Origin of the sequence: Burkholderia latens, assembly GCF_001718795.1 — a bacterium.
Taxonomy (GTDB): domain Bacteria; phylum Pseudomonadota; class Gammaproteobacteria; order Burkholderiales; family Burkholderiaceae; genus Burkholderia; species Burkholderia latens_A.
In genome coordinates this window covers 1500745-1517576 of sequence record NZ_CP013438.1, presented here as the reverse complement: position 1 = coordinate 1517576, position 16832 = coordinate 1500745, and the positions used below count along the sequence as shown (strand labels likewise).

The 16832-nt window shown below is 60.5% G+C and carries 9 protein-coding genes and 1 pseudogene; 9 read left to right on the top strand and 1 reads right to left on the bottom strand.

Annotated elements, in window-relative coordinates; genetic code table 11:
* The first annotated feature begins 6 nt into the window (after positions 1–6).
* The 5 genes and pseudogenes from WK25_RS26060 to WK25_RS26035 all read left to right on the top strand — a co-directional run.
* Complete coding sequence (locus WK25_RS26060) at positions 7–9459, top strand: hemagglutinin repeat-containing protein (protein ID WP_156789108.1); 9453 nt, start codon at positions 7–9, stop codon at positions 9457–9459.
* Positions 9460–9647: 188 nt separating this feature from the next.
* Positions 9648–9857: a hypothetical protein gene (locus WK25_RS26055; RefSeq protein WP_069243141.1), complete on the top strand. Its 210-nt coding sequence runs from the start codon at positions 9648–9650 to the stop codon at positions 9855–9857.
* Between the two features lie 110 nt (positions 9858–9967).
* A protein-coding gene (locus WK25_RS26045; RefSeq protein ID WP_156789107.1) for an IS3 family transposase occupies positions 9968–11100 on the top strand; the annotation gives its coding sequence in 2 pieces (ribosomal slippage) (positions 9968–10217 and positions 10217–11100; 1134 coding nt in all).
* 23 nt (positions 11101–11123) lie between these two features.
* Entirely contained in the window at positions 11124–12083 is a 960-nt protein-coding gene (locus WK25_RS31465) for a hypothetical protein (protein WP_167432676.1), read from the top strand.
* Positions 12084–12386: 303 nt separating this feature from the next.
* Positions 12387–14255: pseudogene (locus WK25_RS26035) on the top strand (hemagglutinin repeat-containing protein); the annotation flags it as partial.
* A 22-nt stretch (positions 14256–14277) separates the two neighbouring features.
* On the opposite strand, the gene WK25_RS26030 reads toward WK25_RS26035, so the two are convergent.
* A protein-coding gene (locus WK25_RS26030; RefSeq protein ID WP_135801118.1) for an IS3 family transposase occupies positions 14278–15488 on the bottom strand; the annotation gives its coding sequence in 2 pieces (ribosomal slippage) (positions 14278–15173 and positions 15173–15488; 1212 coding nt in all).
* 162 nt (positions 15489–15650) lie between these two features.
* On the opposite strand from WK25_RS26030, the gene WK25_RS31460 reads away from it, so the two are divergent.
* The 4 genes from WK25_RS31460 to WK25_RS31455 are packed head-to-tail and all read left to right on the top strand — an operon-like array spanning position 15651 to position 16787.
* The gene (locus WK25_RS31460) at positions 15651–15956 is read left to right on the top strand and encodes a hypothetical protein (protein WP_167432675.1); all 306 of its coding nucleotides are present in this window, start codon (positions 15651–15653) and stop codon (positions 15954–15956) included.
* Between the two features lie 5 nt (positions 15957–15961).
* The gene (locus tag WK25_RS26020) at positions 15962–16213 is read left to right on the top strand and encodes a hypothetical protein (RefSeq protein ID WP_040140288.1); all 252 of its coding nucleotides are present in this window, start codon (positions 15962–15964) and stop codon (positions 16211–16213) included.
* A 53-nt stretch (positions 16214–16266) separates the two neighbouring features.
* Positions 16267–16449: a hypothetical protein gene (locus WK25_RS26015; RefSeq protein WP_156789104.1), complete on the top strand. Its 183-nt coding sequence runs from the start codon at positions 16267–16269 to the stop codon at positions 16447–16449.
* A complete protein-coding gene (locus tag WK25_RS31455) occupies positions 16446–16787 on the top strand; it encodes a hypothetical protein (RefSeq protein ID WP_156789103.1) in 342 nt (113 codons plus the stop codon). The genes WK25_RS26015 and WK25_RS31455 overlap by 4 nt, the downstream gene beginning before the upstream one ends.
* Positions 16788–16832: the final 45 nt, after the last annotated feature.

Below are 16832 nucleotides of genomic sequence, written 5' to 3'. Positions count from 1 at the left end.
ACGATCATGAATTCGGGAATCTTTCGCTTGGTGTTCAGTGCCGTGCGCGGCATGCTGGTGGCCGTTGACGAAAACGCGTCGGTGCATGGAGGAGGGGAGCGCGCTCGAGTGCGGCGGGCGGTTCACCTTGCATCGGCGGATTCCGGAATATCGATCTGGTTCGCTGCCCGCGCAACGGCATTCGCCGCGTTGTGCACGTTCGGCATGCAACCGTTGGCGGTTGAAGCGCAAGCAACGCTGCCCATGACGCCCGACCGCAGCGGACCGACCCACCCGGTCGTCGGCGTGTCGGCATCGGGTATCCCGCTCGTCAACATCACGGCACCGCGAAACGGCGTGTCGTTGAACAACTTCACGCAGTACAACGTCGGCACGAAGGGCGCGGTGCTGGTCAACAGCGGGAGAGATTCGCAGTCGCAACTGGCCGGTTGGGTGCAGGGCAACCCGTTCATCGGCAACAACCCTGCGCGCGTGATCGTCAACCAGGTCACGTCCGGCAATCCCAGCCAATTGGTTGGGCCGACGGAAATAGCGGGCAGCCGGGCGAATCTCGTGATCGCAAACCCCGCCGGTATCACGTGCTCGGGTTGCGGCTTCCTGAATGTTCCGCGCGTCACGCTGACGACCGGCGTGCCGACCTTCAATACCGACGGCACGCTCGCTGGCTTGAACGTAATCCAAGGACAAATCGGCATTGGCGGCGCGGGGCTCGATGCGCACGGTAGTGCGATCGACCTGATTTCGCGCGCGATGACGATCAACGGCCAAGTGTGGGCAGATTCGATCAATGCGGTCGCCGGTGCGAACCGTGTCGACTACGCAAGCAACGCCATGCAGGCGCAGGCGGGCACGGGCGCGACGCCGGGTGTCGCGATCGACGTCCAGGCGCTGGGCAGCATGTTCGCCAACAGCGTCCGGATGGTCGGAACCGAGGCTGGCGTCGGCGTTCGGGATGCAGGTGCCATTACGTCCCTGACCGGAGACATCCAGGTCTCGAATAATGGCGATGTGACGATTGCGCCTGGCGCGCGCGTTCAATCGGCTGCCAACACGCGCATCGAGGGCGCCAACGTGTCTCAGCAGGGCACGGTGGTCAGTGCTCGAACTACGGAGCTGGATGCGTCCCGGGCGTTGTCGAACGCCGGAACGATTTCGTCAGGCGGCAATACGGACCTGACGGCTGCGACGTCGCTCGACAATGGCGGACACGCTTACGCGGGTGCCGACCCGGCCGGCAATCTGGTCGGCGGCGGCTCCGTCACGGCACGCGCGGCCGACATCACCAGCAGCGGAACGTTGGCGGCGGGCGACAACGTGAATGTCTTCGCCGGCGGCGTCACGCTCGACCATGGAACGGTCGCCGCAGAGAACGCGATCAACGTGACGACAGGCGGCACGCTATCGAACGTTGGCGGCACGATGAGCGGTCAGAACGTGGCGCTGAATGCCGGACAGTTGATCAACGACTCCGGCGCCATCGGTTCGAGCAGCCAGGCGAACGTGACGGCGCGAGCGGTTTCCAACCGGGCCGGTACATTGTCGGCCGATGTGTTGTCGCTGAACTCGACGGGGGCGCTCGACAATACGCGAGGGCATATTACGGCGCGCACCGCGCAGATTGCCGCAACCGACTTGACGAACGTCGCGGGAGAGATTGGCACGTCGACGGGCGCGTTGTCGGTCGCGGCAACCGGCAACGTGTCCAACGATAGCGGAAAGATAGCGGGCGGTAGCGGACTCGCGCTGGCGGCGAGCGCGGTTTCCAATGCGCAAGGCCAGATCGGGACCGTGGCAGGCGATACATCGCTCAATGTCGCGCGGTCGCTCGACAATGCGAAAGGCAAGATCGCGTCCGCGCGAGAGCTGACCGTCCAGACTGCGGAACTGAACAACGGTACCGGAACGCTCAGCGCCGGCGCAGCCCATATCCACGCTGCCGACATTGCCAACGCGGGCGGTGAGATCGGCACAGCCGACGCATTGACGATCGCAGCGTCCGGATCGGTCTCGAACCGCGCTGGTGCCATCGTCGGTGGGAACGGCCTGACATTGACCGCCGACGGCGTCGACAATACGTCGGGCAAGCTCGGATCGATGACCGGCGACACGACGCTGCGAGCTACGCAGGCCGTGACCAACACAAGCGGCACCGTGAGTTCGGCCGGCCAGCTCAACATGAATGCCGACACGCTCGTCAACGACAACGGTAGCGTTACCGCGGGTACGAACGCCACGATTCGGACCGCCGGTTTCAGCAATGCCGGCGGCGAGATCGGCTCGACGGCGGGCGTGTTGTCGGTGAGCGCGTCGCGCTTGGCGTCGAATGACGGCGGCAAGCTGGTCGGTGCATCCGGTACTGCAGTCACGGCAAACACCCTGAGCAACCATGCAGGGCAGATCGGTACGTCGTCTGGCGACACCGCGTTGAACGTTGTGCAGACGATCGACAACACGAGCGGCAAGATCGCCTCGGCGGGCGCGCTGACTGCGCAAGCCGCCGCGTTCGACAATACGGAGGGGATGGTTTCGGCCAATGCCGCGAAATTCGATATTGCCGGCTCGCTGACGAACGCGGGCGGTACGATCGGCGCGACGCACGAGGCGATCATCGCCGCACAGTCGGTATCGAACCGGGGCGGCACGATCGGGTCCGTCTCGGGCGGCTTGTCCGTCACGACGGCCGGCACGACCGACAACGCGGGCGGCAAACTGCTCGCGTCTGGCAACACGACGCTGACGAACGCCGGGCTCTTGAATGCTGGCGGCACGATTACGGGCTCGAACGTTGCTCTGGCATCGGGCCAAAGCGCGATCGACAACACGCTCGGCACCGTGGCGGCGAGTCAATCGCTGATCGGTCGATCGAGAGCGTTTGATAACCGTTCGGGCCTCGTGCAGGCAACCGCTGCCGTCGACATCGACTCGCACGGCCAGACGTTCGATAACGGCGTGTTGCCGGGGCAGACCACAGGCGGTCAGGTGCTCGGCAATGGCGTAACGCTCGCGACCGGCGCATTGAATAATGCCGGCGGCGCGGTGTCGTCGAGCGGCGCAGCGGTCATCCGCTCAACCTCGGTGGTCAACGATGGCGGCGCGCTGGTCGCGGACGGCGCCTTGGCTGTACAAAGCCCGGGTACCGTGTCGAACGCGGCCGGCCAGATCGGTGGCAACAGTGATGTGCGCGTGTCCGGTACGGCCGTCGACAATACGCGCGGGGCGATGCACGCAAGTGGCAAGCTGTCGGTGAATGCCGACACGATCCGGAATGCGCAAACAGCCAATGCGACGTTGCCCGCGACGGCCGGTGTACCGGGCATGGTCGCGGGCATGGAAGGCGCAAGCGTCGTCCTGACTGCGAGCCACACGATCGACAATACGGCCGGCTCCGTTCGGGCGGACGAGGATGCGACGCTGACCGCTCCGACGATCGACAATTCGTCGGGCAGCGTCCAGTCGAAGGGTGCCGCGGTGCTGAGTGCCGCCAATACGCTGATCAACAGCCAAGGCGACATCAACGGCGGTCGGAAGCTGACGATCTCGACGGGCACGCTCGCTAACGACGGCAAGCTTCAATCGGCCGGCGACGTCATTGTGACGGCCCAAGGTGACCTCACGAACAGTGGCCAGATCGTGGCGGGGCATGATCTGACGGCGACTGCCGGCGGCACGCTCGACAACACCGGCACGCTGTCGGCAGGCAACGCTGCCAGCGTCGCTGCCAAATCCGTGCGGAACCGTGCGACCGGCGAGATCGTCGGCGGCAATGTCGCCAACGTTCATGCGAACGAGTCGATCACGAACGAAGGTCTGATCGATGGCGGTGCAACGACGGTGACTGCCGGCGATACCGTGAATAATGCGGGCGGCCGGATATATGGCGATAGTGTCGCGGTCGGTGCGAAGACGGTGATCAACGACCGGAACGTGAAGGGCGTCGGCGGTGTGATCGCGTCGCGGAGCGACCTCGACATCGGCGCGCAGACATTCAGGAATCTGAACAACGCATTGATCTATGCGAGCAACGATATTCGTGTCGGCGGCGGGCTGGATGCGAACCGTCGGGCAACCGGCAGCGCGCAGATCGTGACGAACAACGGTGCGCAAATCGACGCCGGCCGTGACATCACGATCGACACCAATCGCTTCGAAAACCTGAACTCGAATTTCCAGACGTCGACCGTTACGACTACCAGCGGCAATCAGCTGTGGTATCAGGTGCCGGGCTCGACCGAGAAGATCGATCCGTCGACCGTCTATCTGTACCAGAAGAACAACCATGAAATTCGCCCGGGTACCGACTACCAGTGGGCGCTCGACGACGATCAGAAGTTCATTCTGCTGCCCTCCACGAAATATCCGTTCGCCGAGTATGCGAAGTACACGATGAACGGGGTGGCGGGCAAGATCGATAGCACTGCGTATCCCGCAAACAATTTCGGTAGTGAAGGTGTTGCTTCGCAAACTGGTGCGTATCGGACGGTGCCGGCCGATATTTGGGCAACGTTCGGCGTGGCGCCGCCGCCCGATGTAAATCCCGCGTGGACCAGGCAGGGGCCGTTTGCCATGACGGGTCTCGCCGGGCTGTTTGCCGGCCGCAGAGGGGTGGGTAGCGACTGGTTCTCCGTCAAGCCGCCGACCGAAGCTGATGTAACGGGCGAAAAGCCGAATCCCTTCGGTCCGCCGAGTCCATCATGCCTGACCTCGACCCACGCGGCTTGTGCGCCATTCCAGCAGTGGTACAAGGACACCGTCGCCGCCTACCAGAACCTGAACCGGGCGCTCGTTGGCTATAACGGAGACGTGGCGAGCCGCCTCGTTCAGACCTACACCGTCTATACGGCCAACGTGACATCGACCAAGGATGTCGTGACGGCTTCGCAACCCGGCACGATCACGTCTGGTCGTAGTATCACAATCAATACCGCCTCGGGCGTCAACGACAAGAGCCAGATCGTGGCCGGTGACGGCAACAATCCGAAAAACGTACAGAACATCGGTGCGCAAGGCGCGGAAACGTTCACGGGCTCAGGGCAGGCGATCTATACGTGGGTTCAGTCTGGCGGAGCGTTCAGCGGCGACGAGCGTGCGACCAGCTCGACGCCGTTCGTGCCGGCCATTCCGCCGCAGACGATCGATCTTCCTGTCGTATTGACCGATCCAGGCAAGCCGTCGAATCCGATCAAGAGCGTGGCGGTTGCCACGTCCGCGGCGCAGGGGGCGAGCGGAACCGGTGTGGCACCGGTGGCCGGTAAGGATATTGGTGCGCAAGGAATCGCCGGCGTATCCGTGCAGGGTGTCGGCACCGAAATGGTAACGGCGGTGAAGGCCAATGTCGGCGGCGTCGTCGTGCGGACGGTAACGCCGAGCACGCGCCTGCCCAACAATGCGCTGTACCAGGTGACTAGCGACCCGGGCAGCCGTTTCCTGATCGAAACGGATCCGCGCTTTACCGATCGGCGGAAATGGCTGTCGAGCGACACGATGCTCGATGCACTCAAGATCGATCCGAACACGGTCCTCAAGCGAATCGGCGATGGCTTCTACGAGCAACAACTGATCCAGCAGCAGATCATCCAGACGACGGGCCAGCGGTTTATTGGCAACTACACGGACAACGAGAGCGAATACAAGGCGCTGATCGCCAATGGAGTGACGGCAGGGCAGCAGTTCGGCCTGAACGTCGGAACGGCGCTGACCGCAGCGCAGATGGCTGCATTGACCAGCGACATCGTGTGGCTCGTCAATCGGACGGTGACGTTGCCGGACGGTAGCCATCAAACCGTGCTGGTGCCACAGGTGTATCTGCACGCGAACGCGGCGGACGTGACCGGCGAAGGCGCGATCATTTCCGGCAAAAACGTCACCGTCGATGCGGACGGCGCATACAAGAACTCGGGCACGATTGCGAGCCGCAACGTGACGATCATCCATGCGGATTCGATCGACAACCGAGGAACGGTCGCAGGCGGCACCGTTGTGGCGAGCGCCGACAAGGATCTGAACAACCTCGGCGGGTTGATCCAGGGCAATACCGTGGCGTTGTCGGCGGGGCGTAACATCAACCTGACCACGACCACGAGTTCAGCTACCACGAAGACCGGCACTGCAACCGGTATCGATCGCATTTCGACGATTAATGCGGGCATGTTGCACGCGGCGGCTGGGCACGATCTGAATGCAAATGCAGCTGCGATTGCGACCACCGGCGACGCGGTGCTCGCAGCCAACAACGACGTGAACCTGAACGCGGTTCGCCAGAGCAGTCAGGATGCGATCAAGTGGGACGACCGAAATCACGCCGAACATTCGGCCTCGCGTGATATCGGAACGCAGATCGCGACGGGCGGCAATCTGGCGGTCGTCGCCGGCCGCGATGTGAACGCGACGGCGGCTTACGCGAATGCACAGGGCGCAATCGGCGTGAGCGCCGGCCATGACGTTAACTTGAAGGCCGGCGAACAGAGCGCCAGTGCAAAGGATGAACACTATCGCAAGGAAGGCGGCTTCTTGTCGTCTACGTCGACGCATACGATCGATTCAAGCAGCTATACCAATTCAATCGGCACGACGTTGTCGGGCAGCACGGTTGCGGTGCAGGCCGGTAGCGACCTGACGGCGACCGCCGCGACGATCGCAGCGACCAACGACGTGAGCCTTTCTGCGGGCCGAGATCTGACGATCACGACGGCGGATACGGCGTCTAGCGAGTATCACTACAAGGACGTGAAGAAGTCCGGTCTCGGCAGCGCGGGTGCGGGCATCTCGTATGGCACGAACCAGACGATCGATACCAGCCGCGATACGGTGAAGGGTACGCAGGGCAGCCTGATCGGCAGCACGGACGGCAGCGTGTCGATGGTGGCCGGCAACAAACTCCATGTGACCGGTTCGGACGTTGTCGCCGGCAAGGACGTCACGGGCATCGCGAAGGAGGTGACGATCGATGCGTCGCAGACGGATCGTCGTCACGAAGAAACCCACGAAGTGAAGAGCTCGGGTTTCACGTTGGCGGTGAAGTCGCCGGTGATCGATGCGATCCAGAACGTGAATCAGCAGGCGCAAAGCGCCGGCGGCAGCCACGATGGGCGGGCGGCTGCGCTGCATGCGATTGCCGCGGCCGGTGGCATGGCCGATCTGGTCGGCGCAACGGGCAGTATGACGAAGGCGCTGAACGATCCGAAGGGCAAGGTCGAGGCGAAGGTGGAGTTGAGCTTCGGCTCGTCGTACAGCAAGACGACGTTTACCGAGGACAGCACGCAGCACAACGGCAGCAGCGTGAAGGCGGGCGGAACCGCCGCGTTCGTCGCGACGGGTGACAAGAACGCCGGGCAGGGCAACGTGACGATCCAGGGATCGGACGTGAGCGCGAAGGACGTGCTGCTGCAGGCGACGAACAAGGTCAATCTGGTCAACAGCACGGACACCGACAGCACGCGCAGCACGAACGAGTCGAAGAGCGCGAGTGTGGGCGTGTCGTATGGCACGGGTGGTTTCGGTGTGTCGGCGTCGATGTCGCGCGCGCATGGCGATGCGAATTCGGATGCGGCCACGCAGAACAATACGCATATCAACGCGGGCAATACGGCGACGATCGTGAGCGGAGGCGACACCAATATCGTCGGTGCGAACGTCAACGCGAACAAGGTGATTGCCAATGTCGGCGGCGATCTGAATCTCGCGTCGGTGCAGGACACGAGCCGCAGCGCAGCGCACCAGAGCAGTTCGGGCGGCGGGTTCAGCGTCAGCCAGGGCGGCCGCAGCGCGAGTTTCAGCGCACAGAGCGGCCATGCGAGCGGCAACTACGCGGGTGTGAACGAGCAGGCGGGTATCCAGGCTGGAGACGGTGGTTTCGACATCACCGTGAAGGGTAATACCGACCTGAAGGGCGCTTACATTGCGGGCACGGCGACGGCTGAGAAGAATCAGCTGACGACCGGGACGTTGTCGTTCTCGGACATTCGGAACCATTCGGAATACGACGCTAGCAGCGTTGGTGTGAGTGCCGGTGGTGGCGTTGGTGACGGCGGCAACAACTACGCTACGCATGGGGCGACGAGCGGCAAGAATACGGGTGGTGCATTGCCGCTGTACGTGAGCGAGAGTGGCGGCAGTAGCGCGACGACGAAGAGCGCGATCGGCGACGGCAGCATCACGATCACGGATAAGGAGAATCAGAGGCAGGACATTGCGACGCTGAACCGGGATACGTCGAATCTGAACGGTCAAGTCGATAGAACGCCGGACTTGCAACAGGTGCTGGGCAATCAGTCGGATCTGATCAACGCGGCGCAAGCGGCGTCGGAGGCGATCGCGAAGCAGATCGGAAACTATGCGGACAGGAAGGAGCAAGCTGCACGGGATGCTGCTGCCGCGACTGACGATCCGACGCTCAAGGCGCAGTATTTGCAGGACGCGAAGAACTGGGCCGAAGGTGGCGACAATCGCGTTGCGCTACACATTGCAGGCGGTGCGCTGACGGGTGGATTGACGGCGGACGGATTGGGCGCAGTCGGCGGCGCAGCGGGGGCAGGCGTGTCGGCGAAGCTGGCGCCGCAACTGAACGAAATTGCGCAGTCGATCAAGGACGCGGGGCCGACGGGTAACAAGAACGTCGACGAACTGCTGGGTAACGTCGCGTCGAATCTGTTGGCGGGTGGGGCCGGTGCGGTGGTTGGCGGCGGGACTGGGGCGTTGACGGGTGCTGCGGCCGATCGGTTCAACCGGCAGTTGCACGAGGACAACAAGGCGAAGGAGCAGACGCTGGCGAAGAAGCTGGCATCGGAAAGCGACGGGAAATACACGGTGCAGCAGATTCAGGATCAGATGGCGCAAATGGATCTGGTGATGAGCGATGGAGGGGTGTTGCCGGGCAATGTTCGAGTAGCGTCGGGAGAGATGCCGCAGGACGGGACGGAGTGGACGCGGTACGGCGTGAACAAGGCGGGTCAGACGGTGTGGACGCAATCGTTGGGTCCGGGCGATCCTGATTTGCAGGCGTATATTGTGAAGGGAGCGCAGGGTAGCGGGTTCTCGTATCAGGCGACGACGACGGGCAAGAATCCAGGCCTGGTCCGTGCACCGGACTTTGTGAACTTCCAGATTGATTATTTCGTGGGCAGTGTGTGGGGAACGTTTACGCGGGATGGAAATGCGTTCTTCGGAACTGGTGTCAATATGGCGCTTCCCAATCCAGTTCAGGCATCAGCAAGTATTACTGCCGGCTGGCTCAATCGAACGAGCGTCGCTCCTGGCCAGACAAATAACTTTGCTGGAGGCTATGCCGGTGGCATGACTGGTGCTTACGGCATATTTGGCACAGGCATCATGAATTCGCCGGGTAATGGAACTGCGACCATTATTGGTGTTGGTGGTGGGGTTAGCGCCGGGAAGAACACTAACGTTGGTGGTGTCGGTGGCGGGTACAGTAATGATCAAGGTAAGACAGGGATTAGGTGGTAAATATGGTTGGAATTCCAGGCTCGGCTCCTAAAACACGTGGGCAAAAGATAGTTGGGGTTATTGCCTTCACCGCGCTGATGGGCTTCATCGTGTACGTGGTGTTGAAGAACATCTTTTTTAGCTGAACGACTGAGCCCGGCGTATGCCGGGCTCGGTGTTTAGGCCTGTTTCGAAGGAGGTCGACGGCGATGTCGTCGTTCAGCGGCGAGTTGCTGCTCGTCACGGATGCGATCCAGAATCTCCTGTTCGGTCATCTCGCGATTGGCGATGCGGTAGTGGTGATCGGGGGAGATGGTCAATTGCTGGGAGCGGTAATTGACGGAGAGGAGCACATGGTTGCCGGGCACAAAGCCGGCGGTGGCGAGCAGGCGATCGACGGCGCTCTGCCACGGGTGTAGTGGTTCAATGCCCTTGGACAGTTCGAAAAGGAGGTAACGTGTCGTTGTAGTGGTTCAATGCCCTTGGACAGTTCGAAAAGGAGGTAACGTGTCGTCTGGAGGGCCAAAGCATGGTCAGGCGTGCGTTTTCCGAGGAATTCAAAGAAGAAGCGATACGACTCGTCGTAGAGCAGGGTTACCCCTTTTCCAAGGCGTGTGAGGCTGTCGGAGTTGGGGAGACCGCACTGCGTCGCTGGGTCGCACAGTGGCGAGCGGCACACAGTTTAGATGCGCCGAGTCCGGCACAACTCAGTGCAGACGCGCGTCGGATCAAGGAACTGGAGGCGCGCGTAGCCGAACTCGAACGGGAGCGTGAAGTTTTAAAAAAATCCACGGCCTTCTTCGTCAAGGAGCTCGAACGCTCCTGGAAGTGATCCAGGCGATGGAGAAGGCCTACCCGGTAGCGCTGATTTGTCGACTGGCTGGTGTAGCACGCAGCAGCTATTACGCATGGAGGGCGCGCCAAGGCAGATCAAATCGCGATGCGACGGTACTGGAAGCGGTGCGCCGTATTCATGAGGAGACTCGTCGAAGCTACGGCAGCAGGAGGATGTCGCAAGCGTTGCGCTTGCTCGGACACAACGTAGGACGTTATCGAGCACGATCGTTGATGCGTAAGGCTCGGCTGGTGCGGTCTAAGCGCGTACATCGTTATCGAGTGGCGCAAGCCGAGAGTCTGATTGCGCCGAATCTGCTTGCACGACGATTCGATCCGGCGCAGCGCAATCAGGTATGGGTGGGCGACATCACGTTTGTGCAGACTAGGCAGGGATGGCTTTACGTGGCCGTCGTCATGGATCTGTATGCGCGCCGCATTGTGGGCTGGGCGTTTAGTCAGCACGCGGACACCGACTTGGTGCTCAAGGCATTAAGACGGGCTTACGATCATCGTCGCCCGGCACCAGGCTTGATGTTCCATTCGGATCAGGGCTGCCAATACACGAGCACGCGCTTTCTCGCCGAGCTGCGCGCCCGTGGCGCGATCCAGAGTATGAGCCGGCGCGGCAACTGTTGGGACAATGCGGTGGTCGAGCGCTTCTTCCGAAGCCTCAAAAGTGAATGGATCGGCGAGCAGTTGTACTTCGATCACCGCCATGCAGAGCAAGACATCACCGACTATTTAGTCGATTTCTACAACCATCGTCGCCTTCACTCGGCTGCGAAGGGAATGCCGCCAGCGCGTTTCGACGCGCTCGCAGCCTAACCCGGAGCTATGTCCAGAGTTACTTGACCACTTCAGTCGGAGGTGGAGTGGGGGCGTTGACTGGAGCGAGTGCCGATCGCTTCAATCGGCAGTTGAGTCCGGATGAGTACGCGCGAGCGAAGAAGGATGCGAAGATCGTGGCGGAGAAGCTGGGGATCAGCGTGGAGTTGGCGGAAGGTCGAATCGTAGCGGAGATGCTGAGGAATTCGGACAAGCAGATGGCAGAGGCATCGGGTGGAAAGCACGATTACGAAGTTCGGAGCATCGTGGGCTGCCAAAATCTGAACTGCGCCGGTTACAAGAACGACCCGCAGTATGCGAATCACGCTTACAACAGCGAGTACATCAAGCCGAATCAGGATGCGTATGACCGAGGACAGCAGCAGTTGGGCCAAGGGCAGACGTATAACGATATGGTGACGTCGAATACGAAGAAGGACCCGGTGGGAACGACGTTGGCTGGAGTGGGGATGATCGGACTCGGGATTGTGACGGCTGGTGGCATTCCGACTCTTGCTGGCATGGCGACGGGCGGCAGCATTGGCGCTGTGGTGAACGCCGGTGCTCAGTACGTCTTCAACGACGGGAAGATCAACTTTATTGATACTGCGATGGCCGGCGTTGCAGGAGCGTTGACGTTTGGTACGGGTTTATCACCGGCCCTGCTGATGAATACGGGTGCAGCTCTGACCGGTTCGGCACTCCAGGGAAGCAATCCGAACATGGGTATGGCCGGCGCAGCCGCTGGATCTCTGATTGGTTATGGTGCAGGCGGAAAAGTTGAGGGAATATTGAATCAAAAATTCAACCCGTGGTATCGGCCAGATTGGATTGATTTGGGGCTTGGAGTATCAAAATATGTGCCGCGAAGTGCATTGCCGTCGGTAGGTGGAACGGTTGCGGGTGCGGTTGGATCAGAAAGCGCCGGTGGCAGTGTTAATGCAATATTTAATCGTGATGTTTCTCGACCTTCCAAGCAATGATGAAATTTAAACGCGAACTGGCGACCATTGTCTATTTTTTTATATTCTTTTCGCTGATATTTGTTGTGATTGGAGTTTTATTTGAGTTTCTGGCGTGGCCAGGGTTAGCATGGTTAGCGGGGGCGGGAGGCTACCATCTGCCGTCGTGGGATCGACTTTTTAAATGGGTGACGCTGATGGGTCTAGTGGTTCCGCCATGCACATTGATAATGTGGTTCTGCGAGAAGAGGAGATCAGGGCGATGAAGCCTGAGACGGCGAATCTGGCGTTTGCCGGGTTCGTTGTTTGTAGCGGGGGCAGCCGACGTTTAACGAGGACAGCACGCAGCACAACGGCAGCAGCGTGAAGGCGGGCGGCACCGCCGCGTTCGTCGCGACGGGTGACAAGAACGCCGGGCAGGGCAACGTGACGATCCAGGGATCGGACGTGAGTGCGAGGGACGTGCTGCTGCAGGCCACGGACAAGGTCAATCTGGTCAATAGCACGGACACCGACAGCACGCGCAGCACGAACGAGTCGAGGAGCGCGAGTGTGGGCGTGTCGTATGGCACGGGCGGATTTGGCGTGTCGGCGGCAATGTCGCGCGCACACGGCGATGCGAACTCGGATGCGGCCACGCAGAACAATACGCACATCAACGCGGGCAATACGACGACGATCGTGAGCGGAGGCGACACCAATATCGTCGGTGCGAAAGTCAATGCGAACAAGGTGATTGCCAATGTCGGCGGCGATCTGAATCTCGCGTCGGTGCAGGACACGAGCCGCAGCGCGGCGCACCAGAGCAGTTCGGGCGGCGGGTTCAGCGCCAGCATGGGCGGCGGCAGCGCGAGTTTCAGCGCGCAGAGCGGCCATGCGAGCGGCAACTATGCGGGCGTGAACGAGCAGGCGGGTATCCAGGCTGGGGGCGGCGGCTTTGATGTGACGGTCAAGGGCAATACGGACTTGAAGGGAGCGTACATCGCCAGTACGGCGACGCCTGACAAGAATCAGTTGACGACTGGGACGTTGTCGTTCTCGGATATTCAGAACCACTCGGAATACGATGCAAGTAGCTTCGGAGTCAGTGCCGGTGGTGGAGTTGGCAATGGCGGTAACAACTACGCGACTCATGGGCCGACGAGCGGCAAGAATACAGGCGGTGCGTTGCCGCTGTACGTAAGCGAGAGTGGCGGCAGTAGCGCGACGACGAAGAGTGCGATCGGCGACGGCAGCATCACGATCACGGATAAGGAGAATCAGAAGCAGGATGTGGCTACGCTGAATCGTGATACGTCGGACCTGAATGGTACGGTAAGCAAGATGCCGGATCTGCAGCAGGTGCTGAGCAATCAATCGGATCTCATCAACGCGGCGCAGGCTGCATCGGAAGCGATCGCGAAGCAGATCGGTAACTATGCGGACAGGAAGGAGCACGCCGCCCGGGATGCTGCTGCGGCGACTGACGATCCGACGCTCAAGGCGCAGTATTTGCAGGACGCGAAGAGCTGGGCCGAAGGCGGCGACAATCGTGTTGCGCTACACGTTGCAGGCGGTGCGCTGACGGGCGGATTGACGGCGGGCGGATCGGGTGCGGTGGGTGGCGCTGCGGGAGCGGGTGTGTCGGCGAAGCTAGCGCCGCAACTGAATGAAATCGCGCAGTTGATCAAGGAGGCGGGGCCGACGAGTAACAAGAACGTGGATGAACTGCTGGGTAACGTCGCGTCGAACCTCCTGGCGGGCGGAGCCGGTGCGCTTGTGGGTGGTGGGACCGGTGCGTTGACGGGCGCTGCGGCCGATCGGTTCAATCGGCAGTTGTACGAGGACGGCAAGGCGAAAGAAAAGACGTTAGCGAAGCAACTGGCGGAAAAAAGCAAAGGCCGATATACGCAGGCGCAGATTGAGGATCAAATGCGGATCATGGGAGGATCAATTGGCGGAGATCGTGAGTCTGGGGCACCTGCAACATTGGTCGGGACGATGCCGACCGACTCCGGTGCGAAATGGCACTATGCGGGGCACACCGATGACGGCAAGCCGATTTGGACCCAGATCACGGTGCGGCCGAATGCTGAATTGCAGAGCTACATACTTGCGAATTCTGCTTCGGCGCAGAACGGAGTGCCGAACATCGTGTATGACCAGACCGGGAAGAAGGGCTCTAGCTTTGAGGTAACGGGGCCGTGGAGTTGACCCTGTAATCCCGGACACAGCGTCACACTAAGGTTGCTGAATCCATTGAGCGCCGGAACTCGCGAGGCGAGCGGTACTTCAGCGCGCTATGGGGATGCTTCTCGTTGTAATGCTCGAACGCGATGGCCAAGTTGCGTGCAGCAGTCGCTGCGTCCGGCTTTGGCATGAAGGCAACGTAGTCGCGCTTCATTGTCTTCACGAAGCTCTCGGCCATCCCGTTACTTTGCGGGCTGCACACCGGCGTGGTCAATGGCTTCAGGCCGATGGCCGCTGCAAACCGGCGTGTATCGTCGGCCGTATAGCCCGAACCGTTGTCACTCAGCCACTCGATTTCGGACGGTGTATGCAGCTCGTTGCCAAACCGATTTTCCACTGCTGCCAGCATGACGTCGCGCACGATGTCGCCGCTGTGACCTGCCGTCGTAGCCGCCCAGCTCATCGCTTCGCGGTCGCAGCAGTCAAGCGCGAATGTCACTCGAAGCGGCTCGCCGTTGTCGCAGCGGAACTCGAAGCCGTCCGAGCACCATCGCTGATTGCTGCGCGCGACGGCCACCTTGCCATCGTGCCGACGTTGCGGCCGAGGCGGGGCTGGACGCCGTTGCATCAGCAGACCGTGAGTGCGCATGATGCGATAGATGCGCTTCGCATTGAACGGCACCTGTCCGGCAGCAATGCGTTCATTGCGCAGCGAGCCCCACACCCGGCGATAGCCATAGCTGGGCAAATCGCCGACGACTCGGCGGATTTCCTCGACCACGCTCGCATCGTCCGTCTGCCGCGATTGACGGCCATCGCGCCACGTCACCGGACGCGACAGTCGTGCCGATACGTTCGAGCGCGACACGCCGAGAACTTCACAAACCAGTTTCACTGGTCGTCCTCCGGCAGCGAGGGCGAGTGCGCTATCCATTTTTTTGCTCGGCCATACTCGACTGCTTCGCGGAGAATCTCGTTCTCCATGGTCTTCTTGCCGAGCATCCGCTGCAGCTCACGAATCTGCTTGAGGGCATCGGCCAGCTCTGATGCAGGGACCACTTCCTCTCCAGCCTTGACCGCCGACAGACTCCCGTCCTGGTACAGCTTGCGCCAGTGGAACAGCTGGTTCGGGTTCACGCCGTGCTGGCGCGCAACCATCGAAACCGACTTCCCCGGTTCGAAACTCTCGCGAACCATCGCCAGCTTCTGCTCCGCCGTCCAGCGCCGCCGACGCTCCGGGCCCGTCAACACTTCCATCACTTCCTGCCTGGTGTTAGTCAAAAACACAGTCTTATGCCTACCCGCTAGTTTAAGTGAGAGGCTATGTCCGGTGTTTCAGGGGGCTGCTCCAGGCCGTTCACGAAGTTTGATCGGACGGATGTGAATTACGTGAGAAACACGACAGCGGATACGGCGGCGATGGTTTCGACGAATGCGGGGCGAGTTGGCGCGATTGCTGGTGCGGTGTCATCGGTTCCGGGCCCTAGCCAAGCCGCAGCGGCTGGTGTGGCAACTACGGCGTCCGCAATTGGTTTAGGCGCGAGTGCAATTGAACAGGTGCTGCGTCCGAACCTTGGAGCCTTCACGGTCGGGTTCGCGACGGATATGACTGCAAAGCCAGTTCTGGACCGGTTGCCATTGTACGGTCCATTCATTAATGAATGGCTTGAGTTATGGAAAAATTCAGCTGCGGCAGATCAGATCAAGAAACGGATAAATAGGTGAGCTAGATGAAGTTGATTGATGATGGAAACTTCAAAGAGTGGATTAGGATAATATTTGTCGTGGTCGGCATCGGAATGGTTGTTGGCTCGGCATTGATAGGCCTTAATTCGATTGTATCTAAGGGCATATTTATGCTAGGTGTCGCGGTGGCGGCAATTGGTGGATATGCGTCACAGGCTCATATGCTCAAGATCAAGCCGTTTGACAACGGCTATAAGAGAGCACGCGACAGCTACAAATCGAAAGATGATCATTAAAGGAGGTAAATAAAACGACCGCGGAGTTGGCGGTGGTGCGGTTCGCGGAATTAATGTCGAATATTGTCGCCGGCAAGGACGTCACTGGCATCGCGAAGGAAGTGACGATCGATGCGTCGCAGACGGACCGTCGTCACGAAGAGACCCATGAAGTGAAGAGCTCGGGTTTCACGCTGGCGGTGATGTGCCTGGACCGTTTACTCGTTTGCCGAATCAAGCCGAAATCCATGATATGAGGGCTACAACTGCAGATTTGGCATCATTTGTGGCAACGACTGCCGGACGAACAGGCGCGCTTGCAGCTGCAGCGGCCGAAATCCTCGGGCCGTTGTCGCCAGGATGGGCCGGAATTGCAGGAGGGGCGACATTCGTTAGATGGGTCGCAGGTGGAGTTGAGCAAGTGTTGCGACCGAATGCAGCTAACTATATTGGTAGCGGCGTTGTCGATTTGGTTAATTATTTTGTTTCTGCGCGGGTGCCACTCCTTGGTCCGGCTCTAAATGAAGCTGCGGAATCGATTAAAGGTGGTGCATGGATGCAAGATCTTCAAAATTCGAAGAAAGGAAGAAAATGATTCCTGCTTGGCTTGTAAAAGATGGGAATTTAACTGTGTTGGTTC

What these genes read in the sequence shown, in the direction of transcription:
- WK25_RS26060 (WP_156789108.1), top strand. Translation starts at nt 7, where the DNA reads ATGAATTCGGGAATCTTTCGCTTGGTGTTCAGTGCCGTGCGCGGCATG.
- WK25_RS26055 (WP_069243141.1), top strand. Translation starts at nt 9,648, where the DNA reads ATGTCGTCGTTCAGCGGCGAGTTGCTGCTCGTCACGGATGCGATCCAG.
- WK25_RS31460 (WP_167432675.1), top strand. Translation starts at nt 15,651, where the DNA reads ATGGTTTCGACGAATGCGGGGCGAGTTGGCGCGATTGCTGGTGCGGTG.
- WK25_RS26020 (WP_040140288.1), top strand. Translation starts at nt 15,962, where the DNA reads ATGAAGTTGATTGATGATGGAAACTTCAAAGAGTGGATTAGGATAATA.
- WK25_RS26015 (WP_156789104.1), top strand. Translation starts at nt 16,267, where the DNA reads ATGTCGAATATTGTCGCCGGCAAGGACGTCACTGGCATCGCGAAGGAA.
- WK25_RS31455 (WP_156789103.1), top strand. Translation starts at nt 16,446, where the DNA reads ATGAGGGCTACAACTGCAGATTTGGCATCATTTGTGGCAACGACTGCC.